The organism is Saccharibacillus sp. JS10, assembly GCF_024436065.1.
GTDB lineage: Bacteria > Bacillota > Bacilli > Paenibacillales > Paenibacillaceae > Saccharibacillus.
Window position 1 is genome coordinate 396,477 of the sequence record NZ_JANFNS010000003.1, and the last position, 23,754, is coordinate 420,230.

Below are 23,754 nucleotides of genomic sequence, written 5' to 3' on the forward strand. Positions count from 1 at the left end.
AGAGGAGATGTTTTTATGAGTACTGTACAAAAAGTTCAAGATTTTATGGAAGTTCTGAAAAGCCGTCGTTCCGTTCGTTATTATGATCCGTCTGTAAAAATCAGCCATGAAGAAATGACGCAAATGTTGGAAGAAGCGACTTTGGCTCCTTCGTCCGTGAACCTACAGCCTTGGCGTTTTGCTGTGATCGAAAGCGACGAAGCAAAAGCAAAACTGCTTCCTTTGGCGAAATTCAACGGTCACCAAGTTGAGACGTCTTCGGCAGTATTGGCGGTATTCGGCGATCTGGAATTCAAAGAATTTGCAGACGAAATCTTCACTAAAGCGGTTGAACTGGGTTATATGCCACAAGAAATCAAAGAACAACAGCTTGGTTCGTTCATGCCTGTGCTTGACGGTATGACACAAGAAATGAAACGAGATTGGGTATTGATCGATGCAGGTCTGGTATCGATGCAATTCATGCTGGTTGCTCGTGCTCACGGTTACGACACGAACCCAATCGGTGGCTATGACAAAGCAAAAGTAACAGAAGCTTTCGGCTTCGATCCAGCTCGTCACGTCCCTATTATGCTGATTTCGATCGGTAAAGCGGCTAAAGAAGGTCATTCTTCTTCCCGTCTGGACGTTGCTCGCACAACCGAGTGGCACTAAGTTTAAACTTCAATCCATATTCATTACAATTCTAGGAGGAATTATTCATGATTATCGTTCATGCAACACTTCACGTTAACCCAGCTAAAGAAGCTGAATTTTTGGAAGCAATGAAACCACTGGTACAAGGTTCGCAAGCTGAAGAAGGCAATGTCGCTTACGATCTGCATAAAGCTGTAGGCAAAGAAAACACGTACATGATGGTTGAAGTTTGGCGCGACCAAGAAGCAACAGCTCTGCATAACAGCAGCGAACACTTTACTAAATTCGTTGCATCCGCAAGCGAATATCTGGCTGCACCTCTTGACGTTAAAGCTTTCGAAGGACAACCACTGTCCGCGTAAACGCTATTTATATAGATGCTCGACGAAAAAGCCCTCATTGGAAAATGAGGGCTTTTTATTTTTAAAACATAACGTAACTAAAAGCGAGGAGACGGAGAGAGAAATTCAGTGAAGGAACGATAGTGTTCGCCTTTGAAATTGAGAAAACTCCTATTAAAATTTAATCAAAGTTTCTCAATTTCAACACGCGACCGAAACGAATTTCTCTCGCAGTCTTCTCGCTTCTCGGCATACGTTACTTTTAGACATTCAAAAGCCCTCATCCATGGATGAGGGCTCTTTCTTGTCTTTCTTTTCGATTAGATTAGTAAAAACGACGTTGTTCGTTACCGCGCACATCGCGTTGTTGTCCGCTCAAAGCGTTGAACAACAGTGCGATACCACTCACCAAGTGCAAGATCCAACCCAAGATCGGAATCCAAGCCAGTGCCGCTGTCACCATACCGAGAATCGGTCCGTAAAAAGCAACTCGTTCGCGTGCGGCAAAGATCAACGTCACCAAGTGGTACACGAACATAAATCCAAGTGCCGAGTAACCTGTGCCGATGACGAATGCCCCGCCCAAAAAAGGAACGGCAAGCAGAAGTTCAAACACAGCTCCGACTAACAACAAAATTCTTGAAATTTTCATATACGCTCTCTCCTGTCTGTTATGGAGTTTAAGAAATCGTGCCGACTTTTCATGAGGTGTATACGAGCTGGATCACGAACGGTTTCTTTTACCCATAAATTATTTTGGTTTTTGGAAATCCGCTGCCTTGACGTCAATTGTTCAAATAACGTCTTGCACCTGAAAATTCGTTTGCATATCCAGCTGTAGAAATCGGAATGATTTCGACTGTTTTTCCGGCTTTCGGCGAATGGATCATCTTCCCGTCTCCGATATACATCGAAACGTGATGCACCTTGCCTTTGCCGTTGTTATGCGCAAAAAACATCAAGTCACCCGGCTGCAAATTCGCCTTTGATACGGCTTTACCCGCTAAAGCTTGCTGCGACGCGTCACGCGGCAGAAGAATCCCATAATAAGCATAAATTGCGCCGGTAAACCCAGAGCAATCAAATCCGTAAGCCGATGTACCTGCCCATAGATACGGCAAGCCCAGGAATTCGCGTCCTGTATTTACGAGTTGCTCTCCGCTTGGCTGCTGTGTCTCGCTGCCGATCTTTACGATCTTTACATCTTCACTGCGTAGGCGCGCCGTCCCGTGCTGCGGCGTTCTAACATTCACCCATCCGTCTTTTTCCGAGATGACCGGAAGACGCGTCCCGAAGCTTAGCTCCAAGAGTCGACTTGAACTCGTCGATTTGTATAAGTTTGCTTTGTCGGCACTCACCACGGCTTCATTGCCGGAAGTTCGCGACCACTGCGCGGCAGGCACACTTTGCAGTTGCACGGTCGGCAACCATCCCGGATAGCCGTAACGGCTTTTCGGCGTCGACTGATCGGTGACGACCACTTGCGACCAACTTCCTTTGGTCTGTACAATCTTCACTTCTTGTCCGTACAAGGCTTGCGTCTCGGTCTTGCCTGTCAACCAGCGCCGCTTCGCCGCCGTATTCATAGCAGCTGTCCATGCCGTCATATCGACCGGCGCTTTCAAAGAAGGCGCGTCGAGTGAACGCGCCAATCCCGGCGCACTCCATAATGTAGCGACCGATACGCCGATTACCGTTTTATTTTTCACACCGTTTGTTGCCGTAGCCGCGGCTACGGGTTCCGCTATGTTAGAAAACAAAACAATGCTAATAAGCATCAGCGATAAGATCCAAAAGAATCTGTTTTTACTTCTCGTCATTGGTGAATAACCCCTCATTTCTGGATGAATGTAGAAAACACGCGTAGGTTTTGACCTCAGTGTACCAGAAAGCTTGCAAAAATATAACAAAACAGCCCCAGAAAAAACCCGGGGCTGTTTTGTGAATGAAGCTTATGCGTTTTAACGCTGTATCAACAACTTAGGAAACGGTTTGCGGCACTTGAGCCACTTGGCGCTCTCCGTTGAATTGCGGCAACCAATCGCCGTGCGCTTCGATCAGTTCATCGCAGAGCGCTACGATTTCTTCGATCGTCAATTCGGCTGCGGTATGCGGATCAAGCATTGCTGCATGGTAGATATGCTCTCTTTTGCCTGTCAAAGCCGCTTCGATTGTCAGACGTTGCGTATTGATGTTCGTCTGGTTGAGTGCAGCCAGTTGCGGAGGAAGTTCACCGAAATACGTTGGCGTCACGCCGGAAGCATCGACCAGGCAGGGTACTTCAACGCAAGCGTCTTTTGGCAAGTTCGTGATCAGTCCGTTATTCATGACATTGCCGGCAATTTTGAACGGAATATCCGTCTCCATCGCTTCGATGATATACGATGCGTATTCCGGGCTGCGCGTGTGCTCCAAAGACTCGCTTTGCATCAAGCTATCGCGCACTTCGCCCCACTCGCGAATCTGATCCACGCAGCGACGCGGATACTCGTCCAACGGAATATTGAAACGTTCGATCAATTCCGGGTGATTCTTTTTGATAAAGTACGGGTGGTATTCGGCGTTATGCTCAGACGATTCTGTTACATAGTAACCGAAACGATTCATCAGTTCGAAGCGCACCATGTCGTAATGTTTTTCTTTTTGCTTTTCAGCTGCGCGGCGTTTGATTTCCGGATACAAATCTTCTCCGTCACGCGTGACTTCAAGCAGCCATGCCATATGGTTGATCCCTGCGATCTTCGCACGTACATTCGTTGTATCCATATCCAAGTTTTTGAACAGATCGGGAATACAATGTTGGACGCTGTGGCACAAACCAACGGTTTTGATTCCGCCTGCGATATTCATCACAGAAGTTAACACTGCCATCGGATTCGTGTAGTTCAAGAACCAAGCGTCCGGGCAGACTTCGCGCATATCTGCGGCAATATCGAGCAATACCGGAATGGTACGCAGGTTACGGAAAATACCGCCTATTCCCAGCGTATCGGCAATCGTCTGACGCAAGCCGTATTTTTTCGGAATTTCGAAGTCAGTGATGGTACAAGGATCGTAACCGCCGACTTGAATCGCGTTGATGACATATTTAGCGCCGCTAAGTGCTTCTTTGCGGTCGGTGTATGATTTGATTTCGCATTGGCTATTTGCTGTTTTTTTCATGGCACGAAGCAAGGTTTCCGATTCGTTCAATCGCTTTTCGTCGATATCGAATAACGCGAGTTCGAACCCTTGAAGCGCTGGCGTCAACATAACGTCCCCTAATACGTTACGTACGAAAACGGTACTCCCTGCGCCGATAAACGTAATTTTCTTCATTTAAAATGTCCTCCTCGTGAATGTCTTTCGTTGATTTCACTATACTGCCAACTGGCAAGCGATGACATGGAGTAATGGAAGTTTTGTTTGTTATAATGTAAGTATAGTTGTGGGGAGGGGGAAGCGATGAGACTTCGGGATAAGTTCGTTTCGGTCGCTTGTTGAAATCGGGAAAATGGATTGGGATTTTAATAAGGAGTTTTCCCGATTTCAAAGGCGAACGCTAACGCTCCTTCACTGAACTTATCCCTACGTCTCATCGCTTCTAGTTATGTTGGAGTTTTTAGATATTTTAAAGATGAGACTGCAACGAATTTTGTTACAAAGGAGCCGACTCATATGCCCGCTGAACAATTTACACATACGCCGGGAGAATCGCGGATCCAAAGCGAACTTTCGATTTTATTTTACGGGCGCGAAGACTGTGCGCCGCATCATTTTTGGGGTCCCGGGCTGCGGGACTCGTTTGTCGTGCATTATATTTATAGCGGTAAAGGCATATTGCGCACCGAAGGACGCGAATATACGCTTTCAGCCGGGCAAGGCTTTGTGATCGTGCCCGACACGCTCGTCCATTATGAAGCGGACGCCGACGATCCGTGGGTCTACGCTTGGGTCGGGATGCGCGGACTGCAAGTCCGCGCATTGCTGGAGCGGGCGGGGCTGACCGCCGCGTCTCCGGTCTATACGGCAGCGGACGTGTCGCCGCTGGAGCGCTTTTACGCCGCGATGCTCGAGGTACGCGAGCTTCCCGGCGGCGACCTGCTCGTGCAGGCGGAAGTCTACCGCCTGCTCGCCGCGCTGGTCGCTAGCGCGCCGCCGCAATCGGCGCGCGCGAATACGCCTCCCCCGGCGAGGGAGGCGCATCTGTCCAAAGCGGCTGCCGTGATCGAGAACGGCTACAGCCGCAAGCTCGGCGCGGAAGATATCGCCCGCGCTGTGGGGCTGGATCGCACGTATTTGTCGAGTCTGTTCAAAAACGCCTACGGCGTTCCGCTTCAGACTTTTTTGCTTCAATACCGCATGCGCCGCGCACGCGAATTGCTGCGCAATCCGTCGCTGTCCGTGAGCGACGTCGCAAGATCGGTCGGCTATCCCGATCCCTTTTTATTTTCGAAGATGTTCAAACGGGTCTGCGACGTATCGCCGACCGCATACCGGGAAAACCCGGATTCGACAACTTAAAGACGCCGATCTTTTAATAGTTCCGAAGGTGAACCGCCTGTAATCTTTTTGAACGTCCGGTAAAAATACGAAGGATCTTTGTAACCGAGAAATTCGGCAATTTCTGCGGCATTTAACTGCGATTCTTCTAACATATAGAGTGCGCGCTTCATACGCTGTCGATGTACGTAGTCGCTGATCGTGCGCCCCGTGACTTCTTTGAACAAAGAAGCCGCGTAATTGGGCGTGCGATTGATTACCTCACTCAACACGTCTTTGGTAATCTTTCCGCGATAATTCCGTTCGATATACCGCTTCATCTGCTCGACATGTCGCTGCTTTTCGGTCTGGATCAATCCTCGGTCGAACTCTCGGCTAATATCGATTAATAGCTCCGTCAATATACATTGCGCCAATAGTTCGTAATACGAAGCTTCATCGTTCCATTGCTCCCGCAATACGCGAATTCGTTCGTGTATCGATTCGTATCTTCCCAGACGCCTCTTATACGGCTGCCGATGCGCAAGCAAAGGCAATGCCTGCCGATCTTCAAGCGTCACCGTGAATCGCACGACGGTTTTGGTATGCGTCAACGTCGGAATACTTTTTCCATAATACGGCGTCTTCGCCGGAATCAGCAGCACGTCGCCCCGTTCCATCAGATAACGTTGTTCATCGATCCAATAGATACATTTTCCATACGTCGCCAGTGCCAATACATACTCTTCCGCTCCGCTCTCGGATCGTTCATACCACTGCGTTCCATTGTCTTGATGTACCGCTTCGACTTTGGGCATAAACGTCTTCCTTTCATCGTACTATAATTCCTACATTGTACTATAAGTCATTTCATCCTGTCTTTTTCAGCGGTACAATAGGTACAAAAGGTTGTTTGCAACTCCTATCATTCCGTGAATAAGGGGTATACAAATAAAGAGCGGAAATTAGGCTTAGGATCGATCACGCACCAACCCCTAAGTTCAATCAAACCAAGGAGGCTTTTATCGAATGATGAAAACTAAAATTGTATGTACCATGGGACCTGCTTGCGATACCGTTGAAATGTTAAAAGAAATGATTCAATCCGGAATGACTGTGGCTCGTCTGAATATGGCGCACGGCGAACCTGCCGACCATAGCGAAAGAATCCGCAAAGTGCGTCAAGCGGCAGCGGAGCTGAACACTTTCGTTCCGATTATGATGGATATTAAAGGCCCTGAAGTACGGATCGGCAAGCTGCAAGATGAATTCGTACAACTGGAAGCGGGCAACACACTCGTATTGACTACAGAACCTGACGTACTCGGCACAAGCGAGCGCATCGGTGTTAATTATGAAAAACTAAACGAAGATATTAAAGTCGGCGACCGTATTCTGATCGATGACGGCTTGATCGCTTTGGATGTTTTGAATATCAAAAATAGCGAAATCACATGCACAATCTTGAACGGCGGTCGCTTGAAACCTCGTAAAGGCGTCAACTTGCCAGGTGTTAAAACAAGTCTGCCAGGCGTAACCGAGCGCGACGTGATGCACATCAATTACGGTTTGAGCGAAAATGTGGAAATCATCGCGGCTTCGTTCGTGCGTAAAGGCGAAGATATTCGCGAAATCCGCCGTATCCTGGCTGAAAAAGGAGCCGATCACGTACAGATCATCTCCAAAATCGAAAACCAAGAAGGTATGGACAATCTTGACGATATCATCGAAGCTTCCGATGGCATCATGGTTGCTCGCGGCGACCTTGGGGTCGAAGTTCCTGTGCAAGACGTCCCAGCTGCGCAAAAGCTGATGATCGACAAATGTAACTTGGCTGGCAAACCGGTTATCGTGGCGACGCACATGTTGGAGTCGATGCAAGTCAACCCGCGCCCTACCCGTTCCGAAGTCAGCGACGTGTCTAATGCCGTTCTTCAAGGCGCTGACTGCGTCATGTTGTCCGGCGAATCGGCAGCAGGTAAATATCCGCTGGAATCGGTACGCACAATGGCAGCAGTAGCCGCTACAGCAGAGACGATGATCGACTACGATATGCAGTTCAATAGCAAACGCGCGCTTCACTTGAACGATATTACCGAAGTCGTAAGTCAAAGTTCGGTTAATGCTTCGCTCGTTCTGGATGCAGCGGCATTGATTATTTCGACAGAATCAGGCTTTACGGCACGGATGATCTCGAAATACCGTCCAAAAGCACCAATCATTGCAATCTCTCAACACGAAAAAACATTGCCGAAAATGAGCCTTCTCTACGGCGTGGTTCCAGTCAAAGGCGAAGCGGTAACGACGACAGACGAAATGTTCGAAGTTGCTACGAAAAATGCGCTTGAAGCGGGTTATATCAAATCCGGCGATACCGTAGTCTTGTCCGCGGGGATCCCAATCGGACAGACCGGTAATACGAACGTTATGAAAGTTCAACAAGTTTAAGTTCATTTTATTACCGACTAAAAATACAGAATACTCCAAGCCTTATCGATCTTTCCATCGATAGGGCTTATTTTTTGAGTACATCGGCTCATTTTTGCGAAAAAACGCATGATTGTTGCGAAAAACGGGTATTATGTGTTGAAACTATGCGTATTGAAAGATGCGGAGGTACATACATGAATTCAATGAAACAATCTTTAACCAGCAAGCAAGAAGTTTCTAATCCTGTCGAAAAAAACGAAATGTCTTCTTTTCCTTTTCGCCATAAAGGTCTGGCTTCTTTGACACTTGCCGCCGGGATCGGCGCAGCGGTACTCACGGTATCGCCTGGCGAAGCTCATGCCGACAATACATACACAGCCAAAGTTCATACGGATTCGCTTAACGTACGAAGTACCGCAGGACCCGATACGCCGATCGTCGGTTCTTTGCGAAGCGGAGATATCGTGACGGTCACTGATGAAAATTTGGGCTGGCTCAAAGTCAACAATGGTTCGACTTCGGGTTGGGTAGCCGGATATTACCTGAAACGTACCAATGGCTCAGCGGCTTCAGCGACAAGTTCTAAACCCTCTTCTTCGGCTAGCGTTCGTAATGTTTCTACTTCAACGCAAGTGTCGACAGGAAGCAAAGCTTTAGTCACTGCCAATTCCGTTATTATTCGCAGTGGACCCGGCAAAAATTACGAATTACTCGGCTCGTCCAATCGCAATGATGCAGTAACGGTAACGAAGCAGCAAAATGGTTGGTCTCGGATTGAGACATCTTACGGTGCTCACGGCTGGATCTCGACCAAGTATCTACAAGGCGGAAGCGGAGCTATCGTCAAATCGGCTGTTCAGACGCAAAAAGCGACTAATGTCAGTAATGCTGCGGCTCAAAGCCCGAAAGCCAGCACTTCTGATATTCAATCCGGCAGTTTGCAAGGCAAGCTGATCGTTCTTGATCCGGGTCATGGCGGGAATGATCCCGGTACGATCGGAACGACGTACGGATTGGTTGAGCAAGAGTTGAATCTGAAAACCGCGATGTATGTACGTGATTATCTCGTATCTCGCGGAGCACGCGTCGAAATGACTCGAACCGATAGCGGGCAACGCCCTTCGTTATCTTCCCGTGCGCAACTTTCGGCTTCACTTGGAGCGGATGCGTTCGTGAGTATCCATTACAACTCTGCGCTTACCTCTTCGTCGAACGGGACTTTGGTCTGCTTCTACTCCGAGTCCAAAGATTTAGGGCTTGCGAGAGCGATGGAAGCTCCACTGAAAGGCGGAACCGGCATTCGCAGTAACGGTCTGGCTTTTGGCAACTTCAAAGTTATTCGCGAAAACAGCGTACCGTCTGTTCTGCTTGAAATGGGCTTTTTGTCCAACGCTTCGGATGAAGCAACGATCGCAAGTAACGATTATCAGAGAAATGCAGCCAAAGCGATCGCTGATGGCCTTCAATTGTATTTCTCAAAATAAATGCAGCAAAAAGCCCGACTCTTCACAGAGACGGGCTTTATTTAATTGCCGATAATGCGCTATATAATTGAAATCTGCGCAGCGGCTTAAATACAGTGAAGCATACACGAGCTAATCCTTCCAAATCCGGAACCGTGCCTAGCGGAGCAAGCAATCCGATACTTGGAGCTTCTGGAAGCTTGGCAATCTGACGCGCAAGATCAATCACATGCAAATCAAGTAAAACCAGATCAAACACTTCTTGTTGTAATTTTTCAAAAGCTTCTGAAGCTGTATGTACCCCAACCGAAATAACGCCCCACCCCGATAACAAACGCTCAAGTACATGTAAAGCAGTCTGATTATCATCTACAATCAGAATCCGCAATTCTTCCAATCGCGGTAGAACCGGCGGCGCAATATCGAATTCCGTATATAAGGAAAAAGGAAGATTGACAACAAATTCGGTGCCGACGCCAAGTTTGCTCGTCAGACTAATCTGACCGCCCATGAGTTCAACTAAATGCTGCGTAATCGCAAGCCCCAAACCTGTGCCTCCATAGCGACTGCTGGGTTCACTAGGTTCATACACTTGATGGTACGTCTGAAATAGACCTTCCATTTGATGCTCGGCAATCCCGATCCCGGTATCTTGTACTTTGATTTCAAGTTGGATCATCCCAACTTCGTTACAACTTCCTTCGCAAATCGAAAGCAAAATCTGACCTTGATGCGTAAACTTTACCGCATTCCCCAATAAATTCAGCAAAATTTGTCTGAGTTTGCCCGCATCGCCTTCCAAAAAAAGCGGCAATCCTTCTTCAATATCCAAAATCAGTTCAACATGTTTCTCAATCGCTCGAGGAGCAACCAATACCGCCACATCTTCAATCGTGGAGATTGGATCAAATAAAGAAACTTCGATATTGTGCTTGCCCGCTTCAAGTTTACTAAAGTCCAAAATATTGTTCGCCAGCGTCAACAAAAAATCGTTACTCGAACGAATCATATTCAAATACTGCTGCTGATCCGGGGTAAGCTTCGTCATTGCCAAAAGCTCAGACATCGCGACACTTCCGTTGAGCGAATTGCGAATTTCGTGGGTCATAAAAGCAAGGAACTCGGCTTTTTGCTGTGTCGATTGCTTGGCAGCTTGTGCTTCGCCGCGATAAGTCTCGGCTAACCCTTCGACCACCTGCTTATCTTCTACCAGTTTCCCTAAATGTTGATTATCGATTTCGTTACGACGTTCAAGTTCGATAATATAAGAAAGAAAAAGTGCCATCGAAGTCAAAAGCTCCAAATCGGCATCGGAAAAAATATGTTCAGCGCCTAAAGCGATCAATCCACCAAATCTTTTGCCATCCGGATAAGAAATCGGAAAGCCGATCATTCCACGTTCAATCGGCGTATGAGCTCCACGCGGAGACTGGCAAAGTTTTTGCGTCAATGGGTGTTTAGACATCTGTGGGATAATGATCGGTTTTTGCCAATGCAGTTCTACCCATTCTGCAAAATATTTCGGGTCAAAGTGAAAAACTTGCCCTGCTTCTGCGATTTTTTCTTTTCGATTAAACGCTTTGATTACGGTGCTGACCGGTCCCTCATTAGAAACAACGATCACAGAATCAGCTGGAAGGCGTTGACTGAGCAATTTGACTACATGCGCTGCCGCTTCCGTAAAATCCCCAAAAAAATTCCGATTACTTCCTGTCATTTTTTGGCACCTCCTGATGACTTTATAATTTCTTTTGTTGCCCTTCACTATAAACGAAAAAAGGCGTAAAACATATATGATTTCACGCGTTAAGACAATTATTTTCAAAGAAACGACTCTATATAAATCATCAAATCTATGTTAAAGTTATATGTTGCAGCACTCTATCTATTTTTATGACTGATTTACGCAATTTTATGGACAAATCATACGAAAATCTATCGATTTTTTTTATATAAAAGGAGCTACCATGACATTTAACGATTTGAAACTGATCCCTTCGATTCTCAAAGCTTTGCAAAAAGAAAATTACGAGACGCCGACACCGATTCAGCAACAAGCGATTCCTGTCGCTCTTGAAGGTCGCGACGTATTAGGTTGCGCACAAACCGGAACAGGCAAAACGGCGGCATTCTCGCTTCCGATTATCCAACGTCTATCGATGCAGAAGCCGGCAGAAGGAAAACGTCCGATTCGCTCATTGATTTTGACGCCAACACGTGAATTGGCGATTCAGATTTTTGATAATATCCGTGCGTATAGCCGTTACACAGAGCTTCGTAGTCAAGTGATCGTGGGCGGGGTATCGCAGATGCCGCAAGAACGCGAACTCAAACGCGGAACCGATATTTTGATCGCAACGCCGGGACGTCTGCTTGATCTGATGAATCAAAAACATGTAAGCTTGGATCAGATCGAAGTTCTCGTACTCGACGAAGCCGACCGGATGCTCGATATGGGCTTTATTCATGACGTCCGCAAAATTCTAGCGAAAGTCCCTGCAAAAAAACAAACGTTGTTCTTCTCGGCAACGATGCCGCAAGAAATTACGGATCTCGTAAATTCGTTACTGGTGAACCCGGAAAAAGTCGAAATCACGCCGGTTTCTTCGACGGTCGACCGTATTCGCCAAGCCGTCTACTTGGTTGATAAACCGAATAAACAAAAACTGCTCAACGATATTTTGCAAGACAAGTCGATTGAGTCGGCTCTCGTATTTACACGCACGAAGCACGGCGCCAACCGCGTCGCTCGTTTGCTTGATCGCGCCGGTATTTCTGCACTCGCGATTCATGGCGACAAATCACAAAATGCACGGCAAAACGCATTGAATAATTTCAAAAACGGAATCACCCGCGTTCTCGTTGCCACAGATATTGCCGCACGCGGAATCGATATTGATGAATTGTCACATGTCATCAACTTCAATCTGCCGAATATTCCGGAAACCTATGTGCACCGGATCGGTCGTACCGGTCGCGCAGGTCGCGATGGAATTTCGATTTCATTTTGCGAAACGGAAGAACTGCCTTATTTGAAAGATATTCAAAAATTGATCGGCAAAAATATTCCGGAAGTGAAAGACCATGCGTATCCGATGACTGGCGAAACTCCGGCTGCGCCTCAATCTGCGCCAAAAGGTCAATCAAATGGGAACAAAGAACGCAAAAATGTTAAGCCATCAGCGTCAAAAACACAGTCTCAACCGGTAAAAAGCAGTCATTCAACTGCCTCGAAACCGCCACGTAAAAACGAGACTCGTCCAAATACAGGTTCACGCGCAGCCAATAATCCGAATCGTTCGGTAGAAAAACCGAAGAGTTCTGAGTCTGCAAACTCGGTGAAACCTGCGGCAAAAACGGAAGCGACGACAGGAGCACCAAAACCGCGTGCAGCTAGTCATTCCAATCAAACGCCGCGCGCAAATAGCAACGGATCCAAGCCTGCCCAGCAAGCATCGAATACCGAAGCAAACCGCAATCGCGCGCCAAAAAATGGTTCTCGGAACGGTAATCCGTCGGACAACAAACGCCCACGTACAGGCGGACGTCCTCAACCAGGCAGTGCGGCTTCAGCACGCGCTACCGCCAACAAAAAGTGGGTTGATGGTCAATGGGCTGCCGATACCTTGTACCGCGCAAGCTATGGCTTGTCGGGTGACAAAACCTAAGTTTTTGCCCGTTTCTCAATCGGTTTAACACAACCATACATGTCAAAAAGCGCGATTTCTTGTCGCGCTTTTTGTGCTGCGTACAATTTTAACTTTACAGTTACATGTATAACATCGAGAAATGAAGTTCATGCCCTTGTTGCTTCAGATAGTTGTAAAGCTGAGAACGGTGATGGAACAGATGGGTTAAAGTTTCGATCTGCCACTGAATTTGCGTATGTCCCGATTCTGCATAAAAAGCTTGAGTCGAGCGGTTCATTAGATCATCAAGTTCAAGCGAGGTTATGTAGGCTTTGTACTGGTCAAAACTTTCGCGCAGCGCCGCTGCTAGTGCCTGTGGATCGGTATTTTCATTGAGGCTGTTCTCGACGAGAGCGACGTCTTCAGCCGAATGTTCTTGCATGATGGCAAGATCGCTGCGAGGAACCAAAGCCAAATGGCGAACCAATTCGATAAGCGAACGCATATTGTCTTGAGGGCGATATTCCCATTGTTCTGGAGAAATCCGAGCAATCAGCGCTTCTCCGGTACGTACCCCTGTCTCAAGTTCATTCAGTAAATGATCGCGAATCTGTAGAGCTTCATTCATTTAATTTTCTCCTTTCGATTAAAAAAATGGACTTCAATGATCATACATCTTGATTATAAGCGGTAAATAAAAAGCGAACAAGTGTTTGTTTCATGAATCACTCGTTTTCAACTTACTTTTTAATGATTTGACATATCGGGAATTCTAGATATAAAATATCTTCATGAAAACTATCGATATATTTAAAGCTTTGTCCAACGAGACACGGTTAAATATTCTGCTCTGGCTCAAAGAACCGGAAAAGCATTTCCCCGCGCAAGGCGCACATATTCCGAAAGGCGTAAGTTTTGTCGGTGGTGTCTGCGTCGGAGATATTCAGGAAAAAGCCGGTTTGTCGCAATCGACGGTATCAAGCTATCTGAATATGATGCAAAAAGCAGAATTATTGGAATCGTTCCGTTACGGACAATGGACGTATTACCGACGGAATGAAGCTTCGATTCAAGCGTTAGCCGAAGAAATTCGTACTCACCTCTAAAGCGCCGTCCGCCTTCATCGGTATGGACGGTTCGCTTTTGTGTTTGAAAAAGATCTTTTGCGTTTATTTTGTTTTTCATATCGATTTTTCTAAATATTCAAGTATAGGGAAAAGGGGAAAATTATGCGTCCTATTTATTATGTACTGGCTCTTTTAGCAGGTGCAGCATTAAGTTTTGAAGGAGCGATTTACGCTGAACTCGGCAAAACGATCGGTCAAGTCGAAACCAGCTTTTACAATTTCGCAGCAGGTAGCATTATTGTCGGATTACTTTGGCTCTTTTTCGGCAAAGGAGAAATGATGCAAATTCGCCGTGCTCCCAAGTGGTCGTTAATCGGTGGATTACTCGGTGTCGTATATCTGACTTCGATCGTGATCAGTGTTCCTTTTGTCGGTGTAGGGGTAACGATGGTTGCCGTCATTTTGGGTCAAATGGTAATGAGTATGGTCATCGAACATTTTGGCTGGCTCGGCAGCGAACCGACCAAAGTGAACAAAGAAAAAATATTCGCGGTCGCCGCGATGGCGGTTGCTTTACTGTTGATTAATTAAAAGGAGGTCCGATATGGGATCGTTTATGATTTTATTCACCCTGCTTGGCGGGATTACCTTAAGCGCTCAATCTTCGATCAACGGAACATTGAGCCGCAAAGCCGGATCATTGGAAACAACGCTTCTGACTTTTATTACCGGTACTTTATTTTTGGCTTTATATTTATTGTTTTTCGGAAACGGGCATTTGGGCGCTTTGTTTCAAGCTCCGAAATGGCAGCTTAGCGCCGCATTTTTAGGTACGATCTATTTGCTGCTTACCGTAATTGCGGTTCCTAAAATCGGAGTCATCGCTGCCAATATTTCCGGAATCGCCGGGCAATTGGTTGCCGGTATCCTGATCGATCATTTCGGTTGGTTTAATAGCCTGGAAATTCATCTGGACGGCAAACGCATACTCGCGCTCGGATTTATGGCTGTATCGCTCTATCTGATCTACCTGGGCAATAAACGTTCGGCGGCAGAGAAAGCTAAAGTCGCGGTATAAATTCCGATCATCTAACGTATAAAAAAAGGACTGTCCGACAGCCGCAATTTGGCTATGGAACAGTCCTTTTGATTTGTTATCAAACTATTGAAGCTTCTTCGCCGCCTAACAAAATCGCTTTCATATCCTCGAACGAATCGGCGATTTGCCTCACGTGCGGCTCTACCTGCTTCCGCATCGATACCCCGTTCTCTCCAAGACTAAATAGATCGTCATGCAGAATCCAGATCACCGGGCAATCTCCGCCTTCGTCTCGCCGCTCCAAATCAAAGCATATCGGCCCCTGTCCGTCTTCGCCGATCGCAAACGGAAGATAACCTGCCGCGATCAGCTTGCCCCAATCTTCTTCGGCATTCCGAGCAAGCTCCTCAAGCCGTTTATCCGTATCCAATGCCGGAAGCGTGAAAGACATACACCCGCCGACGTATCCTCCCTGACCGTCGCTTAACCCTGCGGAAGTCCAGCTCACAAGATGATAGGCTTGCAGCAGCGCACGGAATCCCGGCGGAAAAGCCGCACCTATTTTATCTTCCAGCGCCTCGATCTCTTCGCTCGAAATCGTGGACGGCACCGGCTTCCAGAACTTCCATTCCCCATCGTCTTCGTCTCGAAGCTCTTCTGGAATCTCGCGCTCCGTATCCAACATGTCTACCGGAATATTATCGCCCAAGTCGTAAAACAACATCCGGAACTTCTCGTTTACGTAGCGTACGTCAATTCTTCCACGGATATCTTCGATCTCCAAAGCAAGTTTCTGTTCTTGTTCCTTCATAAGGATTCCTGCCTTTCTGTTTCCTTTTTCAACTTTAACAGGCGGACTGTTTATGGAAAAGCCAAATTTATTTTTCGATATTTTTGCCACCTTTGACTCTTAAACGCCATCTAACTAGAAAATCTGAATTTTCGTAAAAGCGATATAAATTCCGATCATGCTCCGTCTTCTCTTTTACCCGGGGCAAGAATACAACATCCAGAATATTTAAAGGAGCTGAATCCCCATGATGATTTACGTTTTGTACGGAGGACAATCGCCCGAGCATGAAGTGTCGCTGAAAACAGCGGCTACCGTGCTCAAGGCGTTAAATACGCAAAAACACGAAGTGTACCCGATCTATATTTCCCGTGAAGGGGTATGGACCAGTCTAGGCAAGATGCCGGTAGAAGGATTAAGCGCGGCAAATCTGACGCCTGTATCGCGACATGCCAATGCGGCATCTTCTCTTGGTGAAGTGTTAGCGACCGAATTTTCTTTGGTCGGCGAAAAAGTCGCTTTGCCGCTTCTGCACGGCGCGAACGGCGAAGACGGAACCGTTCAAGGGTTGCTGGAACTTCTTGCGATTCCTTACGTCGGCAACGGCGTACTCTCGGCGGCTATGACGCTGGACAAAGACGTGACCCACCGGCTTGCCGGGCTTGCGGGTATTCGTCAGACCGCATACGAGATCGTCACCCGTCGCCAATGGGAAGAAGACCGTGCGGGCATAATGAGCCGCCTTGAGAAGCGCGGTCTGCTACCGGGGTATGTGAAGCCCGCAACTCTCGGCTCCTCGATCGGGATCAGCCGCTGCGAAGACCGCGACGCGCTGGAAGCCGGAATCGAAGAAGCGCTGCGCCACGACGCCAAGCTTGTCATCGAGCGCGAAGTTCTCGGTCGCGAAATTCAGGTCGCCGTCATGGGCAACGACCAGCCGCAAGCGTCGCTGCCGGGCGAGTTCTTACACGGCGTGAAATTTTTCGACTTTCATGCGAAATACGCCAATCCGAAGCTCCAGATGTCGATTCCAGCCGAAATCCCGCCCGCGGCAGCGAAAGAAATCCGCGAATCCGCGATTCGCGCTTATGAAGCGCTCTGCTGCTCGGGGCTGGCGCGAGTTGACTTTTTCTTCGGCGATGACGGGCTGATCTATCTGAATGAGATCAATGCGCTTCCGGGTTTCACAGGCACGAGTATGTATCCGGTCATGTGGGAGCGGACAGACGGCACCACTTACGCAGCCTTGATCGAAAAGCTAATCGATTACGCATTAGAGCGTAAACGCGCCCAAGCATCCTTAAACGGTAGCATCCGATGAGCGCCTTATACCGCGATACCCAAGCATACGTCGATACGGCGGCAGTGCAGCGAAACTTATCGAAGATTCGCCGCCGCTTCCCGTCTTCCGTGCAACTGATGGCGGTCGTAAAAGCGAACGGTTACGGGCACGGCGCGATCCAAAGCGCCGAAGCCGCTCTCGCCGCCGGCGCCGACATGCTTGGCGTCGCCTCACTTGAAGAAGCCGTCGAACTTCGCGAGCACGGCATACAGCTCCCTATTCTAGTACTAGCCCCAATTCCGCCGCGTTACGCGGAACTTGCTGCCGCGCTGGATATTCGGCTGACCGTTACGGAAGCGGGCTGGTTCAAGCAGCGCGAAGAGTTTCGGCAGACGCCGAATGGCGCTCCGCTACGCGTGCATATCAAGCTCGATACCGGTCTTGGCCGGATTGGCTTGAGAAGCCGGGAAGAATGGAAACAGCTTGTGCCTTGGCTAAAACGAAAAGACATCGTCGTAGAAGGAATGTTCACTCATTTTGCCACGGCAAGCTGGGCGGACACGTCATTCGTGAAATTGCAATATGAACGCTTCTTGTCTATGACACAGTGGGCACATTCTTCAAGGATCTTCCCTACCCTTTTACACTGTTGCGGGAGCGCGTCAGCGCTGCGATTTCCAGAAATGGCACTTGATATGGTACGGATAGGCGCCGCTGCTTACGGCTTCTATCCTTCAGCCCTTGCTCCTCAATGGGAGCTTGAGCCCGCGCTAACATTGCGAAGCGCATTAATTCAGGTCAAGCAAGTATCTGCTGGAGACACGATCGGCTACGACCGTGCTTATAAGGCGAGGGGCGAAGAATGGATCGGTACCGTACCGATCGGTTACGCCGATGGATGGTCGCAGATCATGCAAAACGGCGAAGTACTCGTAGGCGGCAAACGCGCCAAAATTGTTGGTCGTATCGGCATGGATCAATTAACGATAAGACTATCCGAACCGTGCCGAGCCGGCGATCCGGTCGTCTTAATCGGCAGTCAGGGCAGCGAGAAATTGTCTTGCACAGAAGCTGCATCGCGCGCAGGGGTTGTTCCTCAAGAAATCACCGCTTCTTTGACCGGACGGGTACCGCGAAATTACGAAAAGTTATCCAAAGATGAAGCTTTACAGAAGGAGGAATACGCATGGAAACCGAAACAAGACCTATTGCGCCGATTCTAATCAACCCATACCATCCTGTAACCGAAAGTGCCGCAGATATCGAAAATCGGCTTGCGCGGGTAAAATCTTTTCCGGATATCCGGGTGCTGGACGAGGGTATCCAACTCGACCGAATCTGTCTGGAACGGTTGGATGCGCTGCTGGAAGCTATCGGCGGAAAAACCGATATCGTCGTCGTCAGCGGCTACCGCGACTTAGCCGAGCAGACAGAAATCTACTCTTCTTCGCTGGAAGAAAACGGTGCGGAATATACCGCCAAATTCGTGGCGTTGCCGGGATGCAGCGAGCATCATACCGGGCTTGCTGTGGATGTCGGTTCGGCAGCGGGCGGGCTTGATTTTATCGCGCCGGAATTTCCAGACGACGGCGTCTGCGGCGCGTTCAAAGCCAAAGCCGCCGAATTTGGCTTCGTGCAGCGCTACAAAGCGCACAAAGAACGTCTCACGGGTATCTCCTGCGAGCCATGGCATTTCCGCTATGTCGGTGCGCCGCATGCCGCGATCATGGAAGAACGCGATTTGTGCCTTGAAGAATACGTCGAGGGTCTAGGGCAAGCGCAGACCAGCGCTAAAGCTCGAAAGGCTCCGTATGGGAACTAATCTTGCAGAGCAACGTTCGTTACGGAATATCGGGGGTACGGATTGGTTGAAATTTATGGCGGCACTGCTTGTCATCGCCAACCATACGTCTCCGCTGGCGAGCATCAGCCCGCAAGCCGATTTTTTAATTGCCGGGCTGATCTCCAGAGTAGCCGTACCGATCTTCTTTATCGGATCCGGATTTTTCCTCTTTCGAAAATTCGTGGATAACGAAGCTGCCCCGAACCGCTCTATTGTCATACGCTATACCAATAAGATCGCTTTGCTGTACGGTTTCTCGATTCTGCTGTACCTACCGCTAAACGTATATAAAGGCGATTTTGCGAAAGGCTTCGACTTCGTTGCCTTTTTGCGGGATCTCTTATTGGACGGTACTTTTTATCATCTTTGGTTTTTCCCTGCACTCTGGATGGGCATCTGGCTGATCTATTTCCTAAGCCGTCTGTCTTCGCCCGTCTGGGCATGGGTTGCCGCGACCGCTTTATACGTATTCGGTCTGCTGGGTGACAGCTATTACGGTTTTGCCACGAATATGCTGCATTTAAAGCCGATATATGGCGCGTTGTATAGCTGGATGGATTACACGCGTAACGGTTTGTTTTTCGCACCATTGCCGATTTTGGCAGGAGCAGCTCTCGCTCGGCGGAACATGTCGAACTCCATACCTTCGCGCGCCGTATCCTTCCGGCTTGGCTTGGCATCGATCATCGCTTTGCTGTTGCTTATTGCCGAAGGAGAATGGCTTCATAGCCTGAATCTTCCCCGGCATGACAGTATGTATGTATTCTCAATCCCGGCTGCATTTTTGCTATTCCTTTGGTCGACGACCTGGAATGTCCACGGTTCCAAACGATTGCGGGCTTGGAGAACTTGGGTGTACATTTTGCATCCTTTGGCGATTGTACTGGTACGCGGCGCCGCCGAAGTCGTAAAAGGCGAACAACTGCTAATCGCAAACAGCCCGGTGCATTATATCGCGGTCTGTCTATTATCGATTGGGCTATCCGCGTTTGCTGCTGCCGCCACAAGTCGAATCAGCAAGCTTATTCTGCAAACACGCACCAAAAAGCGCGAAGAAGATTCTTCCTCCGCGCCTTCGCAAAAACTTTCCTGATTTTTCTACTCAATGCCGCCCTATGCGCTCGCTGAGCGCTTTGATGCGCCTGCCTTTCCTGCTCAGGGAGAGGCTTTCGCTTTGTCCGCACTTTTGCGGTCTGTATACCGGAACAATAACCGGATCAACGGCGGGATCGCAAAGAAGATAAAGAACGTACGGAACAACTGGTATCCCGATACGGTGGACAGATCTGCTCCGATCGAGTGGGCGATGATGCCCATCTGATCCATTCCGCCCGGCGCGAGACTAAGAAGCGACGTCGGTAAAGAGACGGGCTGAAGATGAGTGAGCAGCATCGTTAATCCTAGCGAACCGGCGATTAGCAGCAGCCCGCTTAACACGGACAAAGACAGCGTACGTGTTTTGTGCTGTATCTGCCCTGGCTTCAGCAATGTGCCTACGTATGTGCCCAATGCCAACTGAGCAGCGGCGGTTAGCCCATGTGGCAGTTCCGGCGCATGGAAGCCAGTCGCTTGAAGAAGCGCTGTTCCGAATGCCGGGCACACTAGAAAAGCACTCGGAAACCGATATTTTTTGCCAAGCAGTGCGAGCAAGATGCAGAGCGGAGCATATACCAGAATGTTCGGGAATAACCCACTCCACGGTATCCGCTGCTGCGCGGCGACATGCTCGGCGACTTCGGCAGGTTGTCCAAATAACGGGCTGTACACCAGAAGCGGAATCCCGATGATGATCAGCAGCAGTCGAATAACCTGGTTCACCGTAACGAGCGTCAGATCTACGCCTTTGGTTTCCTCTGCCAGTACCACGATCTGCGACAATCCGCCGGGTACGCTGCCAAGCAAAGTCGTTTTGAAGTCTGTACCGGACAGCTTGCCGATGATGAAAGCGATACCTGCGCATAGTACAAGCAACAAGAACGTCATCAGAATCATATAAGGGACCTGTGAGCCCATACGCTGCAAAGCTTCGCCGGTCAATACTATCCCGATTGTGTAGCCGATCACGACCAACGCACCGTTACGTAGCTGCGCCGGCCAAGCATAATGCTTTTTTAACAGATTCGAAGCAATTAGCGCTGCCAGCATCGGCCCGAGCAGCCACGGAACAGGAAGCCCCAATACATTGAACAACCCTGCGCCCACCAGGGAGATCAGCAGGGCAATTCCTATACTCAGCCACAGACTTCCTATCGCGGAGAGTCGATCTTTCATTACCTATTCCTTCTTTCTTCGAAGCCTTCGTATTTGCCGAAAATCATATCTTTGTATTATACCTTTTCTGTTCTTCTGACGCCAAAATGAAAAAAGCGAGATCGCCGATTTGTCGACGTTCTCGCTTGATCCTATGAGTTGCTCAATTCATAACCTGCTGGATGAGACGCAGAATGCGTACTTTTTACCACGGAATCTCTCCGGTTTCGTCAAAAAATTTGCCGGACGGCCCGTCTTCGCCAATCAAGGCTAATTTGGCTACCGTACCCGCAGAATGTTCCACGCTACGAGGCCCGCTGTTGTTATTCATATCTGTCGCCGTATAACCGGGATCGACTGCGTTGATCTTGAGCGGCGCTCCTACAAACTCTTTGGCGAACATGACGGTCACGGCATTCAGCGCCGTTTTGGAACTGTTGTAATCCAGCGGATTAACCCCGTAATGTTCATGCGAAGGATCGCTGTGGAACGTCAAAGAACCAAGACCGCTCGATACGTTGACGATCCGACCCAGCGGCGATTTTTTCAATAAAGGAAGCATGGATTGAATGACCTGAATCGGTCCGAATACGTTGACTTCGTAGACTCTGCGGATATCTTCCATACTTTGCTGGCTCGGCACATTGCCACCGGCTCCGATCCCCGCGTTGTTGATAAGCACGTCGAGCGAAGGCGTAACGTCCGCAATCGCTTTCGCCGCAGCCGGGATTGTAGACGGATTTGCGACATCGATCAGAACGTATTGGGCTTCAATGCCTTCTTCTTGCAATTTGCGAACGGCTTCTTGACCGTTTTGTTGACTTCGCGCTCCCAAAAAGACGAAATATCCCTGTTTGCCCAACTGTCTGGCTGTTTCGTACCCGATTCCTTTGTTTGCTCCGGTAATGAAAACCGTCTGTTTACGCATCGTCGTCCATCTCCAGTTCGTCTTATTCGGCGGCTGCCCGAAAGCAGACGGCTAACTGGAATATACCACACTCGCTTTATGACCAACCAAAATTCAGGGTCGCGCCTGTCTCGCACCATGTTTTGACCGAACTAAGTACCATAGGCCATGCTGCGCGTGAGTTGTCGATGCCTGGATGGTTATCGCTCCATTCGTCGTTGATGAGCGTTACCTTCGTGGTCGATCCGGCTTTTTCCAGTTCGAAAACGATCCGACTCGTTAGCTTCGCGTGTTGCTCGTAATAAGACGGTCCCGGATGTTCGAGATACGCTAGTTGACGGTAAGGTTCGCATGATAAAATATGGCCGTACACATGCACAATCGTGTCTCCGCTTTGATTAGGACCTACATACTGAAACGGCGCCCCTTCTTCAAACGAAGATTGCAGTTCCGAACCGAAAAACGCTGCTTTTGTTCCTTCCGGCGACACTAGGGCTTCCCAGACTTTTTCCGGCTTCGCATCCACATAAATCGTATATTCCAGCTTCATGATCAAACCCTCCCTGTATTGGATCGGAAATGCGCGGCGCCTTCGTTTCGATCTCGCGACGTCATGCTTTCCGTGTTATAATCAGCTTACCTTCAAGAACATACATTCGTATTGTAGAAACGCGACAATCTTCCAAATAAAAATGTAGGAGGACCTTATGAACCGCTTTTTGGAAAAGGGACAGATCCGCAAAGCAGTAGAGCTACCAGCGAAAAGTCCCCGAGCTCCTTTTTTCGATTCTTCCGAACCTCGGCTCGGCGTGTTGAACGCGGGAGCCGGCAAAAACCGATTCCGTCTGCTCCGGTACGATCCCGCTCCGGAACTTGCCGGCTTTGTCCGCCACTACTGGACGGTCGAGTGGGAACTGGATGCAGCGGAATCTTACCAGCAAGAAGTTGTACCGAATCCCTGCGCCAATCTCGTGATCGAGCATGGCCGCACATCTTGCTACATGCCTTCAACTTCCCGATTTTCGCATCTTCTTCAAGGCAAAGGCAGCGTGTTCGGCGTCAAGTTTTTGCCAGGCGGATTTTATCCGTTTTACCGCGAATCGTTATCGGAGCTTATAGGAAATTCCCTTCCCGTGGATCGCGTGCTCCGAAGCAATGCCGTAGCGTTGGAACAAGCACTGGATACGACAAACGACGTGGGGCTTTGCGAGCTTATGGATATGTTGCTACTGGAGGCCAAACCGCAAATGGATCATGAGACAAAGCTGTTAAGCGAGATCTTCAAAGCCATCGCTGGGCGGCAAGATCTGACGAAGGTAGATGAATTGTGCAAGCTTTTCGGCATCGAAAAACGCAATCTCCAACGTTTGTTCAGCCGAAGGGTCGGTCTCACTCCCAAGTGGGTGATTCGGCTTCATCGCCTGCAAGAAGCCGCCGAAGCCCTTGATCGGGGTAAAGAGCAAGGCACAAGGACGAAGCTGCTGCATTTATCGCAAGAACTGGGTTACCACGACCAAGCGCATTTTATCAAAGACTTCAAAGCCGTGATCGGCGTAACTCCGGAAGCTTACGTTTTGGGAACGCGAAGCTGAATCCGGGACAAAGGCAACTTTAGC

24 protein-coding genes are annotated in these 23,754 nt (G+C 48.8%); 14 read left to right on the forward strand and 10 right to left on the reverse strand.

Annotation, left to right across the window (positions count from 1 at the left end; translation table 11 throughout):
• The first annotated feature begins 15 nt into the window (after window positions 1-15).
• Window positions 16-654: a nitroreductase family protein gene (locus tag NOM90_RS12180; protein ID WP_255942268.1), complete on the forward strand. Its 639-nt coding sequence runs from the start codon at window positions 16-18 to the stop codon at window positions 652-654.
• 47 nt (window positions 655-701) lie between these two features.
• The gene (locus NOM90_RS12185) at window positions 702-998 is read left to right on the forward strand and encodes a putative quinol monooxygenase (RefSeq protein ID WP_255942269.1); all 297 of its coding nucleotides are present in this window, start codon (window positions 702-704) and stop codon (window positions 996-998) included.
• 304 nt (window positions 999-1,302) lie between these two features.
• Here the strand turns inward: NOM90_RS12185 and NOM90_RS12190 are convergent, their stop codons facing one another.
• The 3 genes from NOM90_RS12190 to melA all read right to left on the reverse strand — a co-directional run bounded on the left by NOM90_RS12190 (window position 1,303) and on the right by melA (window position 4,295).
• Entirely contained in the window at window positions 1,303-1,629 is a 327-nt protein-coding gene (locus NOM90_RS12190; protein WP_255942271.1) for a hypothetical protein, read from the reverse strand.
• Window positions 1,630-1,762: 133 nt separating this feature from the next.
• Window positions 1,763-2,797, reverse strand: a complete 1,035-nt coding sequence (locus tag NOM90_RS12195; RefSeq protein WP_255942273.1) for a C40 family peptidase — start codon at window positions 2,795-2,797, stop codon at window positions 1,763-1,765.
• Between the two features lie 160 nt (window positions 2,798-2,957).
• Window positions 2,958-4,295, reverse strand: coding sequence for an alpha-glucosidase/alpha-galactosidase (gene melA, locus NOM90_RS12200; protein WP_255942275.1), 1,338 nt, complete (start codon window positions 4,293-4,295; stop codon window positions 2,958-2,960).
• 339 nt (window positions 4,296-4,634) lie between these two features.
• Between melA and NOM90_RS12205 the strand changes: the two genes are divergently transcribed.
• Complete coding sequence (locus NOM90_RS12205) at window positions 4,635-5,480, forward strand: AraC family transcriptional regulator (protein WP_255942277.1); 846 nt, start codon at window positions 4,635-4,637, stop codon at window positions 5,478-5,480.
• On the opposite strand, the gene NOM90_RS12210 is transcribed toward NOM90_RS12205, so the two are convergent.
• Window positions 5,477-6,256, reverse strand: a complete 780-nt coding sequence (locus NOM90_RS12210) for a helix-turn-helix domain-containing protein (RefSeq protein ID WP_255942279.1) — start codon at window positions 6,254-6,256, stop codon at window positions 5,477-5,479. The two genes, NOM90_RS12205 and NOM90_RS12210, sit on opposite strands and share 4 nt — an antisense overlap.
• Window positions 6,257-6,467: 211 nt before the next feature.
• Between NOM90_RS12210 and pyk the strand changes: the two genes are divergently transcribed.
• The gene (pyk, locus tag NOM90_RS12215) at window positions 6,468-7,886 is read left to right on the forward strand and encodes a pyruvate kinase (protein ID WP_255942281.1); all 1,419 of its coding nucleotides are present in this window, start codon (window positions 6,468-6,470) and stop codon (window positions 7,884-7,886) included.
• A 176-nt stretch (window positions 7,887-8,062) separates the two neighbouring features.
• Complete coding sequence (locus NOM90_RS12220) at window positions 8,063-9,352, forward strand: N-acetylmuramoyl-L-alanine amidase family protein (protein WP_255942283.1); 1,290 nt, start codon at window positions 8,063-8,065, stop codon at window positions 9,350-9,352.
• A gap of 37 nt (window positions 9,353-9,389) precedes the next feature.
• Here NOM90_RS12220 and NOM90_RS12225 read toward each other — a convergent pair whose 3' ends face one another.
• Window positions 9,390-11,048, reverse strand: coding sequence for an ATP-binding protein (locus NOM90_RS12225; protein ID WP_255942285.1), 1,659 nt, complete (start codon window positions 11,046-11,048; stop codon window positions 9,390-9,392).
• A 250-nt stretch (window positions 11,049-11,298) separates the two neighbouring features.
• On the opposite strand from NOM90_RS12225, the gene NOM90_RS12230 reads away from it, so the two are divergent.
• Window positions 11,299-12,999, forward strand: coding sequence for a DEAD/DEAH box helicase (locus NOM90_RS12230; protein WP_370866601.1), 1,701 nt, complete (start codon window positions 11,299-11,301; stop codon window positions 12,997-12,999).
• Window positions 13,000-13,099: 100 nt separating this feature from the next.
• Here the strand turns inward: NOM90_RS12230 and NOM90_RS12235 are convergent, their stop codons facing one another.
• A complete protein-coding gene (locus tag NOM90_RS12235; protein ID WP_255942287.1) occupies window positions 13,100-13,588 on the reverse strand; it encodes a DinB family protein in 489 nt (162 codons plus the stop codon).
• Window positions 13,589-13,751: 163 nt separating this feature from the next.
• Here NOM90_RS12235 and NOM90_RS12240 point away from each other — a divergent pair, with 163 nt between their 5' ends.
• From NOM90_RS12240 to NOM90_RS12250, 3 genes are all read left to right on the forward strand, one after another.
• Entirely contained in the window at window positions 13,752-14,066 is a 315-nt protein-coding gene (locus tag NOM90_RS12240) for an ArsR/SmtB family transcription factor (RefSeq protein ID WP_255942288.1), read from the forward strand.
• Between the two features lie 123 nt (window positions 14,067-14,189).
• Entirely contained in the window at window positions 14,190-14,618 is a 429-nt protein-coding gene (locus NOM90_RS12245; protein WP_255942289.1) for a DMT family transporter, read from the forward strand.
• 13 nt (window positions 14,619-14,631) lie between these two features.
• A complete protein-coding gene (locus NOM90_RS12250) occupies window positions 14,632-15,105 on the forward strand; it encodes a DMT family transporter (protein ID WP_255942290.1) in 474 nt (157 codons plus the stop codon).
• A gap of 79 nt (window positions 15,106-15,184) precedes the next feature.
• Here NOM90_RS12250 and NOM90_RS12255 read toward each other — a convergent pair whose 3' ends face one another.
• Entirely contained in the window at window positions 15,185-15,877 is a 693-nt protein-coding gene (locus tag NOM90_RS12255; RefSeq protein WP_255942291.1) for an SMI1/KNR4 family protein, read from the reverse strand.
• Window positions 15,878-16,103: 226 nt separating this feature from the next.
• Between NOM90_RS12255 and NOM90_RS12260 the strand changes: the two genes are divergently transcribed.
• From NOM90_RS12260 to NOM90_RS12275, 4 genes are read left to right on the forward strand one after another with little or no spacing between them, the layout of a single operon-like run.
• Complete coding sequence (locus NOM90_RS12260; RefSeq protein ID WP_255942293.1) at window positions 16,104-17,177, forward strand: D-alanine--D-alanine ligase family protein; 1,074 nt, start codon at window positions 16,104-16,106, stop codon at window positions 17,175-17,177.
• Window positions 17,174-18,361, forward strand: coding sequence for an alanine racemase (alr, locus tag NOM90_RS12265; RefSeq protein WP_255942294.1), 1,188 nt, complete (start codon window positions 17,174-17,176; stop codon window positions 18,359-18,361). Before NOM90_RS12260 ends, alr begins: the two co-directional genes overlap by 4 nt.
• Complete coding sequence (locus NOM90_RS12270; protein WP_255942296.1) at window positions 18,325-18,960, forward strand: D-alanyl-D-alanine carboxypeptidase family protein; 636 nt, start codon at window positions 18,325-18,327, stop codon at window positions 18,958-18,960. The genes alr and NOM90_RS12270 overlap by 37 nt, the downstream gene beginning before the upstream one ends.
• Window positions 18,950-20,074 carry an acyltransferase family protein gene (locus tag NOM90_RS12275; RefSeq protein WP_255942297.1) on the forward strand — a complete coding sequence of 375 codons (1,125 nt, stop codon included), beginning with the start codon at window positions 18,950-18,952 and terminating at the stop codon, window positions 20,072-20,074. The genes NOM90_RS12270 and NOM90_RS12275 overlap by 11 nt, the downstream gene beginning before the upstream one ends.
• Window positions 20,075-20,136: 62 nt before the next feature.
• On the opposite strand, the gene NOM90_RS12280 is transcribed toward NOM90_RS12275, so the two are convergent.
• The 3 genes from NOM90_RS12280 to NOM90_RS12290 all read right to left on the reverse strand — a co-directional run bounded on the left by NOM90_RS12280 (window position 20,137) and on the right by NOM90_RS12290 (window position 22,688).
• Window positions 20,137-21,252, reverse strand: coding sequence for an AbrB family transcriptional regulator (locus NOM90_RS12280; protein ID WP_255942298.1), 1,116 nt, complete (start codon window positions 21,250-21,252; stop codon window positions 20,137-20,139).
• A gap of 184 nt (window positions 21,253-21,436) precedes the next feature.
• Window positions 21,437-22,159 (reverse strand): SDR family oxidoreductase, encoded by a 723-nt coding sequence (locus NOM90_RS12285; RefSeq protein WP_255942299.1) that lies wholly within the window; start codon window positions 22,157-22,159, stop codon window positions 21,437-21,439.
• A gap of 76 nt (window positions 22,160-22,235) precedes the next feature.
• Entirely contained in the window at window positions 22,236-22,688 is a 453-nt protein-coding gene (locus NOM90_RS12290) for an SRPBCC domain-containing protein (protein ID WP_255942300.1), read from the reverse strand.
• 157 nt (window positions 22,689-22,845) lie between these two features.
• Here NOM90_RS12290 and NOM90_RS12295 point away from each other — a divergent pair, with 157 nt between their 5' ends.
• On the forward strand, window positions 22,846-23,730 hold the full coding sequence (locus NOM90_RS12295) for a helix-turn-helix domain-containing protein (RefSeq protein WP_255942301.1): 885 nt from the start codon (window positions 22,846-22,848) through the stop codon (window positions 23,728-23,730).
• The last annotated feature ends 24 nt before the right edge of the window (window positions 23,731-23,754 follow it).